We start from the raw sequence: 22,662 nt of genomic DNA, 5'->3' as shown, positions 1-22,662 counted from the left end.
GGTTTTCCATCCCAAGATCCGTTGCGGGAGAGTACTGCCGACCGCTGGGTATTTGCCTAGTCAATTAACAGCGTGCGCATTCCTCACTTCAGGAGCATGAACACCGCCGCGACGAGAACTCCGATGACCGCCCCCGACCACAGGAGATAGCCGAGTTCGCGGACCCGCCGACCCAGGTGCGCGGTCAGCCGATCGACCACATGCGCGGTGGTCGCTCGCGCCCACCGCCGGGCCAACACCACGAGACCGGTCACGCCGACCAGGCCGAAGGCGATCGGAGCGCTCCAGCCGTGGAGCACGGCGCCCGCGACGAGGCCCGCGCCGAAGGACATCCAGGGGGCGACCGCCGTGGCCATCCGACGGACCGGAGCGAGGCGGGCGGCCCGGGACAGGAGCAGCGCCGCGACGACGACCAGGACCAGCGGCAGCCCACCCGCGCCCACCACCAGGCCGGCGCCGATCGGCCCGGCCCGAGCGCCACGACGGGCGAGCCTGGACATGAGCACAGCCGCCGCGCCCACGAACAACACGGGCACCGCGAGGCCGTTGACCGCCGCCGCCACCCCCACGGCCACTCCCCCCGCGTAGAACAGGCCCCGTGAGTGCCGCTGAACCCGCTGAACCCGTGAGTGTTGCGGCCGGTCATAGGCGGCCGCAGCACTCACGGGGTGCTGCTGGGCTCGTGAGTGTTGCGTGTGGCTATAGCCATACCCAGCACTCACGAGGTGGGTGCGGGTGCGCAGGAGGTTGAGGGCGCCGAGGGTTGCCAGGGTGGCGCCCAGGATCGCGGCGGCGGGACCCGGGATCGCGATGTCGCGCAGGTTCGGGGCCGTGGTGGGTGCGGGGGTCGGCGACAGCGTCGCGTACTCGCCGTCGCGGGGCAGCGGGCCCGTGTAGTGCTGGGTCGCCGAGGAGCCATGGACGTCGAACTCCCTGGCCACGCCGGCGCGGTGCAGCGAGCCCATTTCCTGGTCCTGGATCTCGACCGGGCCGATCGTGACGGACTTGCCGCCCAGGTCCCAGTTGTAGCGGTCCCTGACGTGGACCCGGTAGTCCACGCTGACCGTCGACCGCTCGCCACGCCGGGACGGCGGGTGGACCGTCGCCACACCGGTCACCGCGTAGGAGAACGTCCCCATGGCGTAGAACCAGTCGGGGGTGATCGCCGAGGTCATCGCCTCGACACCCCACTCGCCGGCGAACCGGATCGGGCGATCGTGGACGCCCGTGCCGGCGACGCGGCGCAGCTGGTCCGAGATCGACTTGAGCACGTCGTAGGAGAAGCTGGGGATGTCGCGGAGCATGTCGTCGACCTCGACGGTCAGCGGGGCACCGGTGTTGCCGAGGTAGTGGTGCAGGAACCCACCGGCGTGCGGCCAGCCCCTTGCCTGGGCGCCGGTCGCGGCCAGCCTGGCCAGTTCCTCGAGCTCCAGCACCCGGGCGGACAGCGGGGCGCTGCCGTGCACACCGGCGCCCGCGTCGGGCTGCGGTGACCGGGGCGGCCCCGGAACGGCCATACCCGCTGCGCCGACCTCGACGGAACCGGGTTCCATCCCGTCTGTCGTCGCCACCTGGTCCGATGCCGTCAGCTCTGGGACGAACGAGCCCACCGCGGCACCGGCGACCGCCGCGCCGAACGCGGTCAGTAGTCCGCGCCGGGTGATCGCGGCGCGGGCCCTGCGCAGGTCCCGGAACAGTGCCTCGACCTCGGCGTCGTGGTTGTGGCCTGCCCACGGACCGTCGAGGTGGCGCTGCTCGTGGGCGTCCAGGCGGTCCCAGAAGTCGGCCGGCAACCGGTGGCTCAGCGCCGCCAGCTCCCGCACCCGGTGGGCGAACAGGAACATCACACCGCCCGCGCCGAAGGCCAGCAGCCGCCGCGGCAGGTCCTCTAGCCCCGCCTCGGCGAGCAGCGCGCGCACCTGCGGATCGCGCGCGTCCAGGACGACCTTCGGCGGGCCGCGGCCGGAGAACGGCAGCTCGTCGGCACCCAGCGGGCGGCCCAGGGCCTCCAGCCGGGGCGCGATCCTGGCGAACGCGTCGACGTCGGCGTCGTCCATCCCGCCCTCGGCGGCGGGGCCGGCACCGAGCGCGCCGAGTTCGAACAGCGCCACGGCGGCGGTCGCGTCGTCGGTGCCGCCACCGTCACGGGACGCGGCGGCGAGCAGCGGCGCGGCCATGACGGGCAGGCGGCGGGCGGCCTCGTGGCCGTCGAACACGCCGGCGAGCTGGGCCGGACCGTCGAACCGGCCGTGCAGGCCGTCGGTGGTGGCCACCAGCAGACCCGGCCCGGTGACGCGGTCGGTGCGCATGCTCAGCTCGGGACGGAAGTCCGGCGCGAGCCAGTGGGTCATGATCCCGGCGACCGTGTGGTCGGCGGTGAGCAGCCTGCTGTCCCCGGGTGACGTGGCGTCGAGCCAGTAGGCGCGGGAGTCGCCGACCCAGCCGACGGTCACCTCTCCGCTCCGGGTGACGATCCCGATCACCAGGGTCGTGGCGTACGGGCGGGGGTCGGCGACCGGGTTCGGGTGGGTCGCCGCGTAGGCCTCGGTCAGCGCGTCGGCCGCGGCCGCGTAGGCGTCCTGGATCGCCTGGGCCGGGGTGCGGCCCGGCCGGTCGGTGCGGGCCAGCTCGGTGCGCGCGGCGCTGACCACGATGTAGGACGCCCACTCCGAACCGGACGTGCTGGACAGGCCGTCGGCGCTGATCACGACGCGGGAGCCGTCCGGCATCGTGAGGGTGGTGCCGGCGTCCTCGTTGGTGCGGTTACCGAAGCCGCGCAGCGTGGTGACGGCGGAGCCGCCGTCCGGCTCGATGTGCGTGCCGTCGGGATGCCCGGGCTGAGGGACGACCGGGGACGCGGGCAGGACCGGGACCTCGGTGGCCAGGCTGAGCACCGGCAGGGAGGCCCGCGCGCCGGGGAACTCGGCTTCCAGCAGAGCGGCCGCGTGCCGGGCGCGGTCCATCGCGCGCCAGCCGCCGACCGTGCGCCACAGCTTGACCGACCAGCCTCGGGCCAGGTCCAGCTCGTAGCGTTCCAGGGCCAGTGCCGCGCGACGCTGCCGCGCCTCGGTCACGCCCAGTCGCAGCGCTCTGCGCGCCGCGTGCAACTCGTGGGTGTTCTCCCGCAGCCAGCGCGCGGCCGTCTCCGGCGTCGGGTCGGTACCGGGTGCGCCCGCCAGTGCTCGATTCGCCGTGCGCAGGGTGCGTTCGATCTGGTGCGGATAGGCGTCGACGCCAGTGCGGCCGAGCGCGGCCTCCGCCCGTTCCCGTGCCTGGGCCAGCGCCAGGTACGCGGCGATCTGCTGGGCGCGGGCCTCCTCCAGCAGCGCGGTCCGGTCGGCGGGCGGGACACCGAGCGCGGCGAGGCTCGCGGCGACCGACCAGGCCCGGTCGACCCGGCGGTCGGCTGCGCGGGCAGCACGCACCAGCGCGGCCAGTTCGCGGCGGTGCTGACGGGGGACGGTGGCGCGCTGCCGGGCGGCGTGGCCGGTCTCCCGGACGGCCCGGAGCGTGCGGTGCCACAGCATCGCCAGGTCACCGGGGTGGTCGGGGGCCAGTGGCCAGCTCGTGCGCCCCTCGGTGTGGCGGTAGCGGTAGCCGAGACCGGCGGCGCGACGCTGCCAGATGCCGGCCTCGTCGACCCAGCCGTCGCGGTAGTGGCGCATGGCCAGGTCGGCTTCACCCAGCAGGCGCAGCAGCGCCGGGTAGGCGTCCTTCGTTGCCGCCGGGTCGCGGGTGGCGACCTTCGTGCGCAGGCTCGCGCCGGTCAGCGGGACCAGCCGGTACCCGCCGGGCAGCAGCGTCGCGTTCGCCCGCAGCGCGTGGCGCAGCTCGGGTGCCGCCGCCCGCCACAGGGTGCGCAGCGCGGCGTCGGCCCGGTAGCCGGCGGAGTTGTCGCCGGTCAGCGCGCCCAGGCCGTGCAGCGCGGTCAGTTTGGCGCGCCAGGTTCTGGGTGAGCCGCCGAACTGCGCGGCGAGCATCTCGGCGGTGACCGGGTCGTGGCGACCGGCGAGTGTGAACAGCACCTCCAGCAGCGAGCGGGGCGTCGCGCGCGGGGTGGACCCGCTGATCGCCAGCTCGATGAGGCTCGTCCACCGGTCGCGGGTCACGGCGCGTTCGGACCTGGTCAGCGACACCTCGGAGACCAGCAGACCGGCGGCGCGCAGCAGGCCGAGGCTCGTGGCGAACCGGCGCTGGGCGACCAGGCGCACCTGGCTGGCCTCCGGGTTCCCCTCGGCCAGCGCGGCGCGTTCGGCGTCGACCGCGTCGCGTCCCGCGCGCGCCGCGAGGTCGAGCCGGGCGGCGAGTGCGTCGAGCAGGTGGGTGGGCAGCTTGCCCATGCCCTCCAGCTGGAACCGCAGGCGCAGCAGCTCCTGGCGTGCCCGGACCGCATTCGGGTGCGCCGGGTCGACCTGCCGGTAGTGCGCGATGACCGCTTCCAGCAGCGCCCAGTACGGGCCGGACAGGTACTCCTCGTACTCCTGCTGACCCGCCTTGATGCGCGTGGCCGCCGGGGTGCGCCAGTCCGCGAACCGCGACGCACCCGCGAGGGGCCCGTGCTCGCCGAGCACGGTGTTGACCATCGCCTCGCCGAGCAGCAGCTGGAACTCGAGCACCTCGGCGGTCGCGGCGTCGCGCGCGGTCCCGGTGGCGCGCAGCGACCGCGCGACCCGAGCCAGCGCTCCCGGGTCCTCGCCGATCACCATGACCAGGTAGGCCAGGTCCTCGATCTGCCGCTGCTGCCAGGCGGCCCGGCCCGCCCGTTCACCGGTCAGCGCGAGGTTGGCACGGTCGGCGCCGGTGATCGGGCGCCAGCTGTCCGGACGTTCCTGGAGCGGGGTGGCCAGCCGGCGCAGCATCAGCTCGGCGAGCCGTTCCGCGAGGTCGCGGTCGAGCGCGGCGCCGGCGTCGATGCCGAACGCGTCGAGCACGCCGGCGAGCTCGGCGCGGTAGGCACGTTCGCGCTGACGCAGCGGCGGGCCGCGCAGCCGCGACGGGCGCTGCGGGTCGCGCAGCGCGCGCGAGCTCTGGTAGCCGTAGTAGCCGTTGCGGTGCTCGTCCCAGTCGCGGACCCGTCCCGACCACCACATCAGCCCGATGACCGCGATCGTCCGCACCGCGATGCCGACCGGGCTGTCGGTGGGTGCCCAGGCATGCAGGACGATGAACGATCCGATCGCCCCGATGACCGTGTCGAGGGCCTTGCGCGGCAACAGCCGGTTGTCGACGCGGGAGAAGCTCAGGTAGTCGAGCAGCGCCTTGCCGATGCGCCGCAGCCGCCGGGCCTGCTGGGCCTCGGTGAGGTCGGTACGCCGCGCGGTCCGGTCGTGGTGGCGCCGCACCGCGGGTGCCGCGACCCGGCCGATCCAGGCGACCAGGTAGTCGGCGATCGGGGTGTTACCGGTGACCACGACGGAGGACACCAGGAGCGCCGCGACCCAGTCGCGCAGCGAGTGCAGCTCGCCGCCGCCGCCGAGGAACGCGGTCAGCAGCGCCACCGGCACCGCGAGCGCTCCGGCGACGACCGCCTTGTAGATGCGGGTGCGGCCCATCTCCTTGCTCTGTACGGCGGCGTTCACGACCGCGACCAGCGCGCCGCCGAGTGCGATCGAGCCGAACAGCCATGGCATCGAACCGCCCGCGAACGCGACGACGATCTTGTAGCCGGCGGTGACGGTCGCGGCGAGGATCGCGGAGCGCCACGCGGCGAGCCTCGGGCGGGTCTGCATGCCCTTGCGCTGGTTGGACAGCTGCCTGCGGATCACGTAGCGGTAGGTGAGCGACGCGGAGACGACCATCGCGGACAGCACCGAGGTCGTCGCCGCGAACTTCGGCAGCGCGCCGAGGGCGGTCAGCCCACCGAGCAGCCAGCCGCCCACCGTGACGCTGGTCAGGCCGACCGCGAACGAGACGGCGAGGGTGACGGCGACCCGGATCGCGGTGGAGCGTGCTCCGCCGCGCAGCACCAGGCCGATCGCGGCCCGCAGGCCCTTGCCTGACCTCAGGGACCTGAGCAGGACCAGGGCGGTCTTCGGACTGAACGCCCGCACCCGGGCCAGTGCCCTGAGCGCTCGGGCCTTGCGGGTGGTGGTCGGCGGCGCGCGGGCCCGCAGGCCGGCCAGGACACCCGCCGCGGTGAGTCCGGCGCCGAACCAGGTGAGCGGCGCGGCGCCGCCGACGGCCGCCAGGCCGGAGCCGACGCCGATCGCCACCCGGGACAGCGAGGTCAGCAGGGCCCGGGTGCGTGCGGGCAGTGCGGTGTCCAGACCGAGGCGGGCGGACAGCCGCGCTCGCCTGCCGCCGAGACCGACGCCGCGCGTCGCCCGGTCCAGGACTCGGGTGGTCCGCCGGTCCGAGGCGCCCGCCGCGGTCGCGGTGGACTGGGCCGCGCGCCGTGCGGTGGTCCGTTCCCTGGTCAGCCGGTCGTGTGCCTGGCGCGCCGTGGCCAGTTCGTAGCGCGTCGCCGGGTTGTCCGCCCTGGCCACCGCGCGTTCGGCCCGTCGGACGCGGCGCTCGGTGATCCGCAGGCTCGCCGCGACCTGGGCGACGGCGCGGGCCTGGCGGTGCAGGACCCAGGTGCCGCGCACCGCCCTGACCAGCCCGGACCGCACCCGGCCGGGGAGCGCGCGCAGCCAGGTCACGGTGTCGACGAGCGCGGCGCGCGACGTGCTGTCGGTCCACCGCTGACGCAGCGCCGCGACCCGCTCGCCGCGCCACCTGTTGATCGCCTGCACGCCGTCGCGCCACTGGTCCGGCGCGCCGGCGATCCAGTCCGCGACAGCCGCGCGCCGGGCCGCGAGCGACGCCATCCGCTGGGCACGCCAGGTGTTGAGCACGGTCGTCCAGGGTCGTGAGTGGTGCGGGCGCCTATAGGCGCCCGCACCACTCACGAGCCGCTGCAGGAACGTTCTGATGCCGGTGGAGTGACGCAGGAGGGCTCGCAGGCCGACGATGCCGGCGGCCAGTGCCAGCAGGCTGGTCACGATGAGGGCCAGCTCGCCGAGGCCGACGCCGGTGCTGGGCGGGCCCCGGTTCGGCGGCGGGGTGGTCGTGCCGGTCGTCGGCGGGGTGGTCGTGGTCGGCGTGGGTGTCGCTGTGGTGGTCGGCGGTGTCGTGCTGGTCGTCGGGGGTGGCGTCGACGTCGTCGGTGCCGGGGTCTGGGTGCCGGGCGGGGGCTGCTGGCCGGGGGTCGGCGGGGTGACCGGTGCGTCCTGGATGTGCTGCTGGTCGTTCGGGTGGATCAGGTCCGGTGTCGAGTGGGTGGCGACCGCGCGCTGGAAGCCTGCCTCGTCGCCGAAGCGGGTGACGTAGATCGTCCACAGCGAGTCCCAGACCTTGTCGCCGTCGCGGTCCAGGTGCGGCGACAGCGTGTACCAGGTGCCGTTCCAGTGGGTGGGCGCGAGGACCGGTTCGCCGCCGATCCACTGGTTCGGGTCGCTGAACCGGCCGCTGTTCGCGGCGTTGAACGCGTCGAACGAGACGCCCAGTCCGGTCGCCACGTCGATCGCGCGGTCCGAAGGCGCCGCCGTGAACCGGCGTGTGCCGTCGGTGGTCAGCCGTACCTGGGTGCCGGTCGGCAGCACCTGGTCGTGCGCGGCGCTGCTCAGCACCTGGACAGAGGCGGGCCGTTCGGCGGCGGCCGCGACGTTGGTCGATGCGCTGACCAGCGGCAGCGCGGCGAGCAGACCGATGACGACGACCGTCGCGGCCCTCAGCAGGACCTTCGAGACGGTGCGGGCGCCTCGGGTGTGGGGGCGGGTCGGCCCCGTGGTGTCGGTCCGTCCCGGCGGCGGGCCGCGCGGACGGTGGCGGGAACGGGAGACCGTCACGGCCACGGCGCCTGCCACGGCGGCCGTCGTGATCAGGCTCGGGGTGTAGGCGAGCGCGGTCGCGGGCAGCAGGGCCAGCCCGCCGACGGTCAGCGCGGCGGCGAACGCGCGTCGGTTGCGCGGCGCGGCGGGCCGGGCCGGGGTGGCGAACCGGCGCCACTGCTCGCCCATCGCCCGTTCCAGCGCCAGCAGCGCGAACCGGGTGGGGACGCCGTTGCCGCCGGTCACGTACGGGTAGCCGCTGGCCGTCCGGATGAGCGTGGCGCGCTCGGCGTCCGTCAGCTGCCCAGCGGCGGCTCTGGTCAGCAGCGGGTGCGCGTCCCCGGCGAAGTACTCGACCCGCCCGACACCGGCAAGCACCCGCAGCAGGCCGACCTCAGCCCCGCTCACCGCCCGCCCCGATGACACGAATGTGGCGATAGGGACGTTGAACGTCCCCATAGCCACATTCGTGCCGAGGAGACGGAGGGCTTGGAGGTGGTCGTGGGGAGTCCAGGTGGAGCGTTGGGCCAGGGCGGCTGAGTGGCGGATGGTGGTCAGGGTCGTGGTCGAGACCTGGCGGGTCGGTAGTTCGGCCGGGGCGGGGGTGCGGCCGGGGCTTGTGGCCAGGCGCGTCGCGGCGCGGTCCAGCAGGTCGCCGACCTGGGCGGGGCGCATCCCGAGGTCGCGGGCGATGGCCTCGACGGGGGTGCCGCGCAGCAGTGCGACCAGTGCGTGCAGCTCGCGGGTGGGCAGGCTGTCGACCGCGAGGCGGTCGGTCGGTGCGATCGCGGCCGAACCGGTGGAGAACGGGTGCTCGCCCCGGGTGGTGAGCAGGTGCTGGGCCATCGCCAGGGTCGCGGCCATGCCGTCGTGGTCGAGACCGGATAGCTCGGTGAACCGGGCTTCAAGCTCGAGGCGGGTCTGTTCGTCGGCGACCGCGCGGCGCAGCTGGTCGATCGCCAGCAGGTCGGCCGAGGTGATCGGCGCCTGCACCAGGGTGCGCAGCGGGATGAGCGTGACGACCTCGGCGCCCGCCTCGGTCAGGGTCAGCGGGTCGGCGCCCGAGCGTTCCAGCTCGGTCAGCCGGTTCACCGCGTCGTGAACCTGCCGCCCGGTCACGCCCGGGATGTCGGTGCCGGCGACGGCCGCGGCGAGCTGTGCGGGGTCGACTCCGTCAAGGTAGGCGCTGTGGGTGGGCGCCTCGTCGTGGGTGATGACCGTGGCCGGGGCGTCGTCGAACCGCGTGCTGTCGGTCGGTCGCTGGGGGGTCTGCTCCAGGCGGGCCAGGTCGAACAGTGCCCCGGCGGCGGCGCTCTCGACGTCGGTCAGCGGGGCGCCGGGCGTCTCCGTCAGGTCGCGGCGGTACTCCCACGGCTGGCCCTCCACCAGCACCTCGTCCTCCAGCGAGCGGAAGATGCGGGACGTGCCGTAGTCGCCGTGGCGGCCGGAGCGGCCGCGCAGCTGCATCTCGGTGCGCAGCGAACGCGGGAACCCGAGGCCGTAGATGTGCAGGCCGCCGCCCTCGACGTTGAGCTGCGCGCGGGCCGTCTCGACCTCGGCGGTGGCGTCCTTCGTGGCCTGTGCGCGGGCGTCGCGGTACTCGCGGGTGCCCGGGGTCAGATCGCCGTGGCGCGCGAGCATCAGCTGGTCGGTGAGGGCGCGGACGTCACCGCCGAGGCGGATGTCGATGCCCCGGGTCAGCAGGTTGGTCGTGATGGTGACCGCGCCGGGACGTCCGGCCTGGGCGACGACACCGTCGATCGTGTGGTCGTAGCGGCGCTCGGCGGTGAGCATCTGGTAGTCGACACCGGCCTCACCGCGTGCCCTGGCGGCGGCGTTGGCCTCGTCGAACAGCGCCGCGATCCGGCGGGCCTCGCCGATCGAGCGGGCCGCGATCACCACCGGGAAACCGGACCGGTGGGTGTCCATGGCCATGCCGAGCATGTCGGTGTGGGCGCCGTCGATGGTGCGGTAGGTGTGGGTGAAGTCGTCGCGGCGCAGGACACCCGGCCGGATGTGCACCGCGTCCTTCCCATAGCGGGAGGCCAGCTCGGCGCGGCCGGCGGCGCCGCCAACCGTGCCGGTCATGCCGGCGAACGGGGTGCCGCCGAGGAAGTCGCCGATCAGCAGCGAGTCGATCGTGCGGCTCGCGTGGCCGATGCCGGTCTCGCCGAACTCCAGGTACTCCAGGGCCTCGTGCAGGCCGGCGCTCCAGCGGCGTCCGTCGAGGCGCCGGCCGCTGGGTTCGTCGACGATCTCGATCCGGCCGTTCTCGGCCAGGTACCGGCGGGGGCCCTGTTCCTGCAGCGCCTTCAGGCGGCGCGCGGCGAGTGCCTGTTCGATTCGGGTGTCCAAGCCCCGGTTGGCCTTCACGGCCAGGTCACGCCCGCCGTCGAGCTGAGCGATCCAGGTCCGGCCCGCCTCGGTGAGGGTGGGTCGCTCGCCGGGGGTGTAGTGACCGCCGGCGTTGTCCCTGGTGACGGCTTCCAGCTGGGCGGCCATGCGGTCGGCCCACACGATGTCGGCGACCGCACGCTGCTCGCCCAGCAGCGCCAGCGCCAGTCGGTGCGGCACGAGGCCCTCGTCGAGCAGCACCAGGTCGATCTCGTCGATCAGCCGGAACCCGACTCCCCTGCTCTGCACCGCAGGCCGTCCGTTGCGGTCGCGCAGCGCGTCGAACAGGAACTCCGAAACCGGTCCGACCACGATGTCCGCGCGGTAGGCCGCGACCGTTCCCTCCAGGGTGCGTTCCGAGGTGATGCGGTCCACGGTCAGGCCGTGCCTGCGGCCGAGCGTCCGGATTTCGCCGATCGCGTCGCCCGCGAGTTTCTGGTTCGGGGTCAGCCACTGTGCGCGTCGCCCCTCCAGGGCGGTGCGCGCCACGATGGCGACCGCTCCGGCGAGCGTCTTGCCCTCACCGGTGAGTAGTTCCGCCACCCGCAGGTCGCGGGCCGTGGCGAGTGCCGTCGTCAGCTGTCCTTCGGTGAGCTCCCGTCCACTCAGTTCCCGGACCGAGGCCGACAGGATGCCGACCGCTTCGGGCATCGCGTCCCGCAGCGACAGCTCGCCGCGCTGAACGCGTCCGGCCAGGTCACGCAGGGCCGTGATGTCCGCCGTCGGGTCGGTCTGGAGTGCCCGACCGGTCAGCAGCTCCCGGGCCATCGCCTGGTCGATCAGGTGCGCGTACTGCTGTTGCGTGTCGCGCCACTGCTCGGGCTCGCCCGTCTGCACCTTGCCGTTGTCCGGCTGGTGAGGATCAGTGGGCTTCGACGGGGGATCCGTGCCGGACTCGGTTTTGCCGTGCGGCGGAGGCGTTGCCTGTGAACCGCTGGTCGCGCCGGGGGTGTGCTCGCCCGGCTGCGCGCCGGACGGTGGCCGGTTCTCGTGCGGCGGGGTGCCTGAGCCGTCGCCGCTACCGGTGCCGCGCTGATTCACCGAGGAGCCGGGCGGGGGTGCCGGGTCGGTCGGGTCGGCGGGCCTGGGTGTCGGATGTCCGCTTCCCGGGACCGGCGGGGTCTCCGCAGCCTGATGGCTCGGCGGGGTCTGGCCCGGGTGTCCGCCGCTCTCCGGCAGGCTCGCGGCGGGGCCGTCGCCGGTGCTCGTGCTCGACGTCGGGGCCTGCTGCTCGGTGCTGGAGGTGGTGACCTGCTCCGGGGCGCGGCGCGCGTAGGTCTGGCCCTGGTACTCGTACACCCGCACACCCGGATCGGCGCGCAGCGTGGCGGCCACCTCGTCCGCGGTGACGGTCCGCCCCAGCTGCGCGCTCAACCGCGCCGCGACCTCGTGCACGACGACCGGCCGCGTCGACCCGGCCGGCAGCTCGCCGTCCAACCCCTCCCGCAGCGCCGGCCCGTCCCCCTCCCGTGGCACGAATGTGGCTTTAGGGACGTTGGACGTCCCTAAAGCCACATTCGTGCCGGTGGGGGCGGAGCGGGAGGCGCGGGCCTGGGTGGCTGCGTCGGTGAGCTGGGTGCGGCGGGACTGCTGGGCGTCGGCGGAGAACCTGCTCAGGACGTCGCGCACGCGGTCGAGGCGCATCTCGGTGCGGACCTGGCCGGCGCGGTCGCGCAGCACCGTCTGGTAGGCGCGTTCGCCGGTCGCGCGAGCGCCGTCGGCGAGCCACTGGTGGTAGGCCGGGCTGACCTTGCCCGTCCGGCTCGCGGCGTAGAGGTCCATCCCGTCGGCCGCGAACTGCGCGCGCATCCGCGCGGCCCGGATCTGCGCCGGGGTCGCGTCGCGGTCGATGCCGAGCGTCGCGTACGCCCTCGGAATCTTCACCAGACCGATCAGCCCGGCCCTGCCGATGATCGAGAAGTACGGCGCGGACGCCTCGGCGACCCGGCCGGTGCCGCCGAGCGCCCGGCCCGCCCCGGCCAGTGCCCCGGCGAGACCGGGCGAACCGGCCGCCGCGGCGTCGGTGGCGTAGCCGGTCAGCCGGCCGCCGCCCGAACGGGCCAGCTCGGCCAGCGGCGGCAGCGCCCTGCCGACACCCGCCGAGGTGAGCCGCCCGACCCCGCCCCACAGCCGGTAGGGCGCCGCGACGATCTGCATCGGCAGCGACGCGGCCCGCCCGGACCAGGTCATCGCCTCCCCCGCGACGCGCAGCATCCCAGCGCGCATCCCGGTGGACGCCAGCGCGCCCGCCTTCGCCGCCGCGCCGCCGATCTTCAGGATCGCGCCCGCGCCCGCGAGGGGCAGCGACGGGATCGTCAGGTCCGCCATGAGCGTGCCGACCGGGTCCTCGGCGTAGCCGCTGTACAGGCCCTGGTGCCAGTCGCCGTGCTTGACGGTGTTCCAGTCGCCGTCGGTGAACACCGGCTTCCACCGGTTCCAGGTGTCCTGGCCGGCCTTGGCGAACATGCCGGTGAACGGGTAGACGCGGTTCTGGTACTCCGCCCACGACTCGTCCTTCAGCCGACCCGGAGCGTCCGCCCAGCCGAGGTCCGGGTCGTACTTGACGTCGTTGAACAGCTCCACGCCGAGCGCGCCGACCAGGTGCGCGGCGCCCTTCGGCGCGTAGGCGACGGCGTGCACGATGCCGTCGTCGATCTTGCTGGACCAGCTGTCGCGGTCCGGTGCCTTGCCGCCGACGTAGGTCCAGTCCGGCATGTCGTAGGCGAAGAAGTCGTGCACCGCGGTGATGCCGTCACCGAGTTTGTCCAGCGCGTTCATCACGACGTTCGGTTTGCCGTCGTTGAACGCGTCCTCGGCCGCGCTCTTCTGGTCGCCGCGCAGGTAGTAGGTCCAATCGCGCCAGCCGTCGGGGTGGTCGCGGCTCTCGCCGAACCAGCCGGCGAACATCTCGTCGCGCTTGCGCCGGTCGCCCTCGCTGTGGATGTCGGAATCCTTGATCCCGGTCTTGAGCGCCTTGATCTGGTCCAGCTTGGACAGCTGCGGGCCCTCCCACTGCTCCGCCGTGTGGTACGCCGCGATGTTGGCCTTCTCGTCCGGCGACAGCGTGTCCCAGTAGGAGGTCTCCGGGCCGTCCTTCGTCTTCTTGATCGGCAGCAGGCTCTTGTCGCCGAACACGTGCAGGTCGGAGGCGTAGGTGGGCAGCCGGGTCGCGGCGTTCAGCGCGTAGACGACGTCGGCGCGCCCGGTCGAGGGCAGGTTCAGCCACACCGGGTGCTGCTCGCCCTGGACGGTCACCCACTGGCCGCTGCCCAGCTTGTTGTCCTGCGACCGGGGTCCACCGGCGATGGCGTTGTAGCGGGTGAGGGTCGCATCGCCGAAGCCGTGCAGCGTCTTGGCCACCTCGACCTGGTTGCGGTCGCCGGAGGAGTCCATCGCGTCGGCGAGTGTGGTGACCCTGCTCAGGTCGGTGTTCGCGTTGTTCAGGCGCTGGTAGAAGCCCTGGTCGCCGGAGTACTGGGCGAACACCAGGTCCAGCGAGCGACGCTGCGCCGCCTTGCGCGCCTCGTCGGAGCCGGGCGCCGGGGTGTTCTGGTTGATCCGCGCCTGGATGCCCTGCAGTGCCTTGCTCTCGGCGTTGACCGCCTCCACGTCGTGGTTGAACGCGTCGATCTGCTCCTGGGATGCGTCCCCGTTCTCCAGCGCGGGACGACGGCGGTCCAGCTCGGCGTTCTTCGCCGCCTGGGCGCGTTCACGCGGGATCATGCTCAGGTCGGCGGTGACGTTCGCCGACTGCTTGGCCTGCTCGGCGGTCATCGGCTGACGCGGCGCGTTCGGGTCCGCATCAGGGTCGATCCCCATGATCTTCGCGGCGTTGTCCCGGGCCCTCTTGAGCTTCGCGGCCGGGGTGTCGCCGATCTTCGCCAGCTCGTCGGTCACCGGGTCGGACGGCTGCGGCGCAGGCTGCTCGGTCGGCGGGAGCAGCATCTGCTCGAAGCTGCGCGGCGGTCCGGTGTTCGCGCTGGGTGTCGGTCCGGCGAGCTTGTCCACCAGTCCGGGGTCGGCGGCGAGCTTCGCGTTGATGTCGGCGATCGTCGGCGGGAGGTAGGTGGCGCGGTCGATGCCGTCGACGAAGCGGTGCGCGTCGGCCAGCTCCTTGCCGGTCGCGCTCGCCTGCTCCAGCTTCGTCAGCTGCGGCTCCAACGCGGCGCGCTCGGCGTCGGTGAGCCCGCCCGCGTTGGCCTTGGCGATGACGTCGAGGGTGCTCTGCAGGTCGGTGCCGCTGAGCTCACCTTCGAGCTGGCCGAGCAGCCGCTGGCGCTTGCTCTGCTCGACGCCGCTCATCAGGACGGCCTCGTCCTTCTGCTCCTGGGTCAGCGGGGGCAGGCTCGCGTCGTAGCGCTTGCGCTCGTCGTCGGTCAGCGCCGCGCGGTCGGACGCGGTGAGCGGCGGCAGGGCCGCGTTCGGGTCGAGGCCGAGACGGTTGGCGATCTCCCGGTCCAGCGCGTTGTTCAGTGAGGGCCGCGTGTAGGTGGGGTCGGTGACCAGCATCATCGACGGGCTGGGGTCGCCCTGCCAGCGCAGCTGCTTGTCCGCGGCGAGGTTGGTCTCGCACTTGCCGGCACCCGCCCGGCAGGCCATGCCCTCGTTGCCGGTGATCTTCCCGTGGCCGTCGGTCGTCGGGTAGAGCAGCCAGCCCTCGCCCTTCATCGTCTGACCGACGACGTTCGTACCGGAGCAGTTCTTACCGGTGCAGGTGACGCCGCCGCCCTCGCCGTAGACCATCCCGATGTGGCAGGTCTTGTCGTCGCACTGCTGGGTGTTGCCGTACGGGTCGGTCCAGTGCACAGTGCCGTCGGCGAGGTTGGTGATGCCGCCGGTGTGGTCGGGCTTCTGCCCCAGCTTGGCGATCGGTTCGACGACGACGCAGTTCGCGCAGGTGCGGTTGGCGCCGGGCTTCGCCAGGTCGTCCGCGGACAGGCCGTTCGGGTTGGCCTGTTTCATGCCGTCCGGCCGGGTCAGCTCGCACGCGCCGACGCAGCCGAGCAGGCCGCCGTTTCCGTCGCCGTCCGGTGTGGTGGCGCTGAGGTTCGCCGCGTCCTTGACGCCGTAGGTCTGCAGCATCGCGGGCACACCGCCGGCGCCCTTGCTCTTGACCAGGGTGTAGTTCTCCTTGGCCAGGTGGATGCTGCCGGTCTGGTCGTCGCTGACGTTGAACACGCCCTGCCCGCCGAACGCATCGCGGGTCGTGATGAAGGTGCGGTTCGCGTCGATCCCGTCACCGTTGGCCTTGATGACGTCCTTCTCCGCGGTGGTGACCTCGCCCTTGCCGGTGAAGTCGAGGGTCGCGGCGTTGCCGACGCCGTCGCGGCCGATCAGCACACCCGGGGAGCCGGCCAGGTCGACGTGGTCGCTCCAGGTGCCCGCGCCGATGTCGGGGCTCTTCAGGTCACCGACGCAGCCGCCCGCGCAGGTGGTGGTGAACGGGGAGCCCTCCAGGTTGGCGAACCGGCCGTTGTTCGCCGACGGCGCGGAGGGCGCGCTGCCGATCGTCGGGACCGGGCGCGAGTCGTGGTAGGTGATGGTCGAGCCGGACACCCCGTCGTAGACCGAGCCGTCGCCGGTGACCGAGTAGGCGCCGTTGCCCTTGTCGTCGCGGTAGGCGGAGATGCCCTGCGAGCCTTGGACCTTGTCCTGCTTGGTCGAACCCGGGGTGACCGGTACGGCGCCGTTGAAGTGGTTGTCGCCGTAGGTGATGGTCTCCCCGCCCGGGGTGCTCAGGCTGTCCTTGTTCGTGCCCTGGCAGTCGACGCCGACCGTGCAGGACTGGACCGCGCCACCTTCCGGTTTGACCTTGAGCGTCCGATTGCCGTCCTTGTCGACCCCTTCGACGCCGCGCTGGTTCGGCCCGAGCTTGTCGATCGGGATGGGTTTGCTGTTGCGCGCCGCCTCCGCCTGGGCCCGCGCCCGTGCCTCTGCCTGCGCCTTGAGCGACGGGACGGTCGCGGTGAACGTGTTGGAGCCGCCCTGGGTGAAGTTGCCGCAGTCGCCGCTGCACACCGCGCGGCCGCCGCTCGGGTCGCCGGGGATCGCCTGCGCCATGACGCCGCAGCCGCCGTTCGTGCCGGAGCAGCGGCCCCACTTGGTGGCGTCGTTGTAGCCGCCGGGGGCGTCCCAGGTCGGTGCGACGCCGCCGCGGGCCTTGTCGTGCGCCTCGGCGACGAACCGGGTGCCCGCGCAGTTCGCCTGCCCGGTGCAGGACGCGGACGCCGAGGCCTGGTTGCCCTTCGCCATCGCGGTCGCGGACACCGCGACCCCGCCGCCGCCCATCTCGCCGCCGCCGACGCCGTGTGCGTGCGCGTCGGCGAACGACCCGGTGCTCCGGTCGCGGGCGTGGGCGTCGCGGGTGGCTTCGTAGTGGTAGCTGCAGCTGCTGCCGTCGCTACCGGAGCAGGAGGCCATGGCCTGGGCGGAGGTCTTGTCACCGGCGGCCATCGCGAACGTCGCGGCCTCGCCGCCGCCGGTCGTGCCCTCCTTGTGGCCGACCGCGTCGGCGTCCGCGCCGCTGGCCGAGGCGTGGCTCTCGGCGCGGTAGGCGTACGAGCAGGTCGATCCTTCGCTTGCCGCGCAGCTCGCACCGGCTCGCGCGCCGAGCTGTTCGCTCGCGCCGACCATGCTCTGCCCGGCGCACTGGCCGTCCTTCGCGGCGGTGCAGTCGGTGGTCGAGGTGGCCTTGTTGGTGGCGCCCCTGGTGGTGTCGTCCGCCTTGCTCGCGCTGGTGGCGGCGCCGTCGGTGTGGGTCGTGCAGCCGGTGCCGGCGCAGACGGCGCTGGTCTGGGCGTAGTCCTTCGCGGCCGCGCCGTTCGTGCTGGCCTGGCAGGGGGTGCCCGGCGCGCAGGTCGCGGTGGCGTGGGCGGTGGCGGTGCCTGCCACGTCGGTCTTCGAGGATGCCTCGGCGCAGCCGGTGTCCGGGCAGGTGACGCCGGTTTCGGCGTAGTCGGTCGCGGTCGCGCCGTCCGTGCCCGCCTGGCACGGGGCGCCGGGTGTGCAGGTCGCTGTGGAGTTGCTGGTGACGGTCGACGAACCGGCCTCGGTCTTCGAGGACGCGGCCGCGCAGCCGGCGTCGGGGCACAGGACGCCCGACTCGGTCCGCCCCTCGCCCTCGGCCGGGGTCTTGTCGGTGGCGGCGCGGGTCAGTGCGGTGGCCGACGCGGTCGCGCCGCAGCCTTCGCTGGTGGCGGTGCAGGTGGCGGTGGAGTTCGACCTGCCCGGGAGTCCCTGGGTGGCGCCGGTGACGGTCGCGGTGCAGCCCGGGCCGGTGCACTGGCCGGCGGCGGAGGACTCGGACCAGGTGGCGGGGGCGTCGGTGACCGGCTTGGCCGCGACGTCGGCGGCCTGGGTGGCGGTGTCGCGGGCCTGCTTCGCGGTGGTCTCGGCGTCTGTCGTGGCCGTGCGCTGTGCGGCGGTGGCGCCCGCAGCGGCGGCGATCTGTCGCGCCTGCTGGGCTGCCTGCTCGGCGTCGTCGGCCTGCTGTGCTGCCTGGGTGGCGGCGGTCTGGTTGGTCAGCGCGATCGTGTCGGCGACGACCTGACCGGTTGCGACGGTGGACCGTGAGGTCGCCTGGCATTCGGTGCTGTTCGTGCAGGTTGCGGTGGTGGAGGCGTCTCCGCTCGGGGGCCCTCGGGAGCCCGTCTCGCCGTTGACGGTCTTCGGGCCGTCCGAGCCGACCGCGGTCGAGTGGACGCTGCCCGCGCAGCCGGTCGTGCCGGCCTGGCAGTCGAGGGTGGCGGAGGCGTTGGACCAGCTGGACGCGCCGGGGACGGTCGGGGCGACGTTGGCGCCGGCGCCCGGGGAACCGGCGGGTGGGGTGGCCGGCTGCTGCTGGCTCTGCCCGCCGCCGGTGGGGGTGTCGGTGTCGCCGCTCTGGGTGGCCTGCTGCTGGGTGCCGGTCTGCTGGGAGGTGGTGGTGGCGTTCTGGGTCGAGGGTGTGTCGACCAGGGGTGCGATCGTGGAGGCGTCCGGTCCGGCGGAGGCGCCGGAGTTGGTGACCGCGGTGCAGCCGCCGGTCGCGCCCTGGCAGTCCCCGGTGCCGGTGGAGCCGCGCGGGTCCTTCGAGATGTTGGGGTCGGTGCCGGTCGCGGAGCTGGTGACCTTGCCGGTGCACTCGTTCTGCCCGCAGCGCAGCGCCGCGCCGGAGGCCGAGGCGGCCGAGGGGCCGGTCGTGGCCTTGCCGGTGGGGTGATCCCCGGCCAGGTAGTCGGTGGCACCGGGGCCGGTGGAGGCGACCGACACAGTCTGGGGGTCACAGGCGCCTCCGCCGGCGGTGCACGAGGCGGTGCCGGTGGTGGTGCGCGGCTGCCCCGTCGCCGGGTCGTTGCTGGTCGCGGTCGAGTTCGCGGTGCCCGAGCAGTTCGCTCCTTCGGTGCAGTGGACGGCGGCCTGGGAGGTGGAGATGGCCGACGGGCCGGTGGCCGCCGCCTTCTGGCCTGGCAAGGTGAGACCGGGACCGGAGGAGGCCTGGGAATCGGTGGCCGCGTCGCACGCCCCGCCGTTGACCTGGCAGTCACCCGAACCGCTGCTCGACTTGGCGCGGCCGTTGTCCACCGCCGCGTCCGAGCCGGTCGCCTCCGAGGTGACCGCACCCGAGCAGGACCTCGAACCCTCGGGGCAGCTCACCTTCCCGGAGGCGTCCGAGGTGCTCTCCAGACCACCGGTGACGACCGGTTTGTCCGTCGTGTAGTCGACGGTGGGCTCGGTGAACCGAGTCGCCGAGTTCGACTGCGCCTGGCAATCGGTGGCGGTCGCGGTGCAGGTCGAGGATCCGGTCGAGGTCTTCGCCGCCGCCGGGGTGGCCTTGCCGGTGAGCGGGTCGACGGTCACGTCACCGGCACCGGTGGAGGAGGTCTTCGACGAGCCGTTGCCGGTGCAGCCGACCTGGCCGGGCTCGCAGGTGACGGCCACCGAGGCTCCACTGGCCGAGACGCCGTCCGAACCGGACTGGCTCTCACAGCCACCCCCGCTGACGGTGCACGTGGTCTGCCCGCTGCCGGCCCGCTTGACCTCGGTCGTCTCCACCGCACCACCCGCCGCCCCCGCTGGCACGAATGTGGCTTTAGGGACGTTCAACGTCCCCAAAGCCACATTCGTGTCATCGGGAACCGGGGTGGGGGTGAGTGGCAGGGCCGTGGTGTGTGAGCCGTTGGTGGTGGTGTCCGTGTTCGTCCCGCCGGTGCACCCGGTCGCGCCCTGCCCGCACTGGGCGCCGGCCCTCGCCTGCGGGCCGTCCTCAGCTCGTGAGTGGTGAGTGTGGCCATAGCCATCCTCAACACTCACGAGGGAGGCTGTGGCGCTGGAGCTGGTGGTGCACTCGCCGGTCTTCGTGACGCAGTGCGCCGCGCCCGTCGCGTCCCCAGCGGCGGTCGCCGGCTTGTCGGCCGGCAGGTCGGTCGAGCTGGTCGGGGCCGTGTGGGTGTGGCCGGTCGAGTTCGTGTCACAGGAGCCCGCGTCGGCGCGGCAGGTCACGTAGGCGGCGCGGCGGTCGGTGTCGGTGTCCATCGCGCAGTTGCCGACGCAGGTGCCCGTCGACTCCGACTTGTCCCCCGCGGTCTCCGAAGTCGGGGTCGTCGAGGTGACCGTGCAGCCGCCCTTGGCCTGGCACAACGTCGACGCCTCGTCCTCGGTCGCGCGGGAGTTGGTGTTGCAGTCCCCGGCGCCACAGGAGGTCGTGGCGGACTGCGTGCCGTTCACGACCGCGGTCGTGCAGCCACCGGTGACCGCGCAGGACGCGGCGGCGGTCTGCTCCCCGGTGCCCGATGAGGCGCTGCACCCGGACACCCCGGTCAGGCCCATGCAGTAGTCCTGGTCGGAACGGTCGTACCAGCCGGAGGCCTGGCCGGGAGCCGAGGTCGTGCAGGTGGTGAACGCACCACTCGCGCCGCAGCCCGCCGTCGAACCGGACCCGTCGTTCGGCAGGCCGGTCGTCGGATCGTGGCCGGTGGCATAGGCCAGCGCGGAGGTCCGTGAGTTCACCTGGCGCGTCTGCTCCTGGAACGCCGCCACGTGCTGGTCGTAGGTCGCCTGGTCCAGCGTGCCGGCGGCGACCTGGGCCTTCTCCGCGTCCAGGGTCGCCTGGCCCTTGGCCAGCCCCCGCTGGCCGGAGACGACATCGGTGATCAGCCCGCTGGTGTAGGGCGACAGCTGCGCGGCCTCGTCGTCGGCCTTCTTCACCAGGGCGGCGTGGTCGGCGGCGGCCTTGTCGTAGTCGGCCTGGGTCATCGTCCCGGCCTTGACCTTCGCCTGCGCCTCGGTCAGGGACTGCTCGCCCTTCACCGCCGCGAGCCGGTCGTCGAGGGCCTGGTTGGCCGCCGTCGGCGAGTCGATCGGGCCCCACCACGAGGCCAGCCGGTACGGGTCGTCGGTCGACCCGTCCGGCAGCAGGTCCGGGGCCTGGCGCTGGTCGAGCGAGGACTGGAACGCCGACGAGTTCGGTTCGCCCGCCGTGCACGCCACGCCACAGATCTGCTTGCCGCCGCCCTGGCCGGGCTGCTCGCTCGCGCCCTGCGACTGGCCCGCCTGGGACACCGTGCTCCGCACGAACCGCGACACCAGGTCGAGGATGGAGGAGACCAGCTGCTGGACGGGGCTCGCGGTCGTACCGGAGCCGTCACTCGAACCGCCCGACGCCGGACCCTTGTTCGAGAAGCCGTTGCCAGCCAGCCAGTCCTGCACCAGCGAGCTGATCTGCTCGCCCAGATCCGGCGCGTTGCGCGAGGAGCTGCCAGAGCCACCGGCCCGTGAGACCGATCCGCTCGAGCTCTGACCCGCACGGTCGGTGCCCGCGAGCTCCGAGAGGAAGTCGTTCACTACCGAGGTGATCCGCGAGGTGAGCCCCGCGATGGCCCGATCGGCCCGATCACCCGCACTACCGTTCCGGCTGTTGTCGCTGTCGTGATCGCCCGTCCCGTGCGGTGGGCCTCGGCCACGCAGCGCGGCGAGGACGGTCGACGCCGTCTTGTCGGGGTCCGCGCAGCGGACACCCCGGTCGACGCCGCAGCCGAGAACGGCACGCGCATCGGCGATCGCGCCGTCCACAGGTCCACGGTCACCCCGCCCGGGATGACCCGCGAGCTGGGACCGGCCCTCGGCCATGACCGGCTGCTGTCCGTCGCGGCCCGAACCCGTCGCTCCCGCGTCACGGCCCAGCGCCGCGCCGCGCACCAGCGCCGTCTCGACCTGATCGGCCACGTGGGACAGCGCCTGATGCGTTCGCTCCCCGGCGGCGCGGCCGCCGACGGTGGACACCACGCCGGAGACCATGTCCACCACCGAGGAGAACAGCTCGTCCACTCCCGGGCCCGTCAGGTCGGCGGGAAGGCTCCGGGTCGGAGTGTTCGACGCCGTCCGCCTCGGCTCAGCGATCCGGTCGGTCAGCTGCTCCGCGTCCTCGGACGACGAGGGGTCGCGCCGCGCCGTGCTGTGCTGTCCGGCCCAGTCGTGGACGACCGAGGAAATCCGCTGACCCAGCTCCTCCGCATCGGGCGCCTCGGTCTGTACGCGCCGGGCCGATCCGGCGCCCTGCTGGCCACCGACCCTTCCGGCGACGTCGGCTACGAAATCGTCGACCAGCGAGGACAGCCGCGCGGAGAACCGCGACGCCGCCTTCTCGATCCGGCCGCCGTCCGGCAGGCCGCCACCGGCACCGTCGTGCGCGAGCCAGTTCTGGACCACCGAGGTGATCCGCTGACCCAGCTCCTCCACATCGGGGGCCTCGGGCCGGCTGTTCTGCGACGAACCGGTCGGCCGCGCGGGCGACGCGGCGGGCTGGTTGTTCGAACCGCCCAGCTGTCGCAGGACCGAGCCCAGCTCGGTGAGCCCCTGGCCGATCATCCCGAACAGATCGTCGAGCCGACCGGACAGATGAGTCACGGCGCCGGCCTGGTTCGAGACACCGGGCTGGTTCGAGGCGCCCGTTCCGGAACCCGAGCCGCCGAGCAACCCGCCCAGCAGACCGTGCAGCCAGTCCAGCAGACCCCGGCTCTCCGGCTCGGCGGCGAGGCCGGTGGGTCCGCCTGCCGTGGCCGCCGGCCGCCGGATCGCGCCCGGTGCGTGGCCGACCGGGCTGGGAAGAGCCTCGGCCGGGTCGCCGTCCGATCCGGTTGCCTCGGTCACCGTGGCCGCGGTCCGCCGGACGATCCCGGCGGCGAAGTTCTGAACCTCACCGAGGATCGAACCGGCGAGCGAGTCGATCGACGAGCCGACCGTGGAGGCCGGTGCGCTCTGCTCGCCGCCGTTCGAACGTCCCCGGGTGGTGGCCGTCCAGGTCGGCAGCTGGTCCTCCGAGCCGTCGGCGTCGAGCTGTCCGCCGGAGACCGTGGCGGAGCCGCGAGCCGATCCACCGCCGGCGGTGCCCCACCAGTCGGTCAGGCCCGCGTCGGCCGAGCCGTCGGTCCCGAATCCGGTGTCGGCGTTCAACACAGGCCGGTTGAATGCCACGTGAACA

Annotated in this window: 1 protein-coding gene; it reads right to left on the bottom strand. The window is 73.6% G+C overall.

Annotated features, from left to right (window positions below):
• Nucleotides 1-83 precede the first annotated feature (83 nt).
• Complete coding sequence (locus tag G406_RS0115930) at nucleotides 84-22,637, bottom strand: preprotein translocase subunit SecA (RefSeq protein WP_156934924.1); 22,554 nt, start codon at nucleotides 22,635-22,637, stop codon at nucleotides 84-86.
• Nucleotides 22,638-22,662 lie beyond the last annotated feature (25 nt).

Origin of the sequence: Actinospineispora spinosispora DSM 44797 (genome assembly GCF_000429025.1) — a bacterium.
Taxonomy (GTDB): Bacteria; Actinomycetota; Actinomycetes; order Mycobacteriales; family Pseudonocardiaceae; genus Pseudonocardia; species Pseudonocardia spinosispora.
Note: the sequence above shows the minus strand (reverse complement) of the source record. Positions and strands in the feature narration are given on the sequence as shown.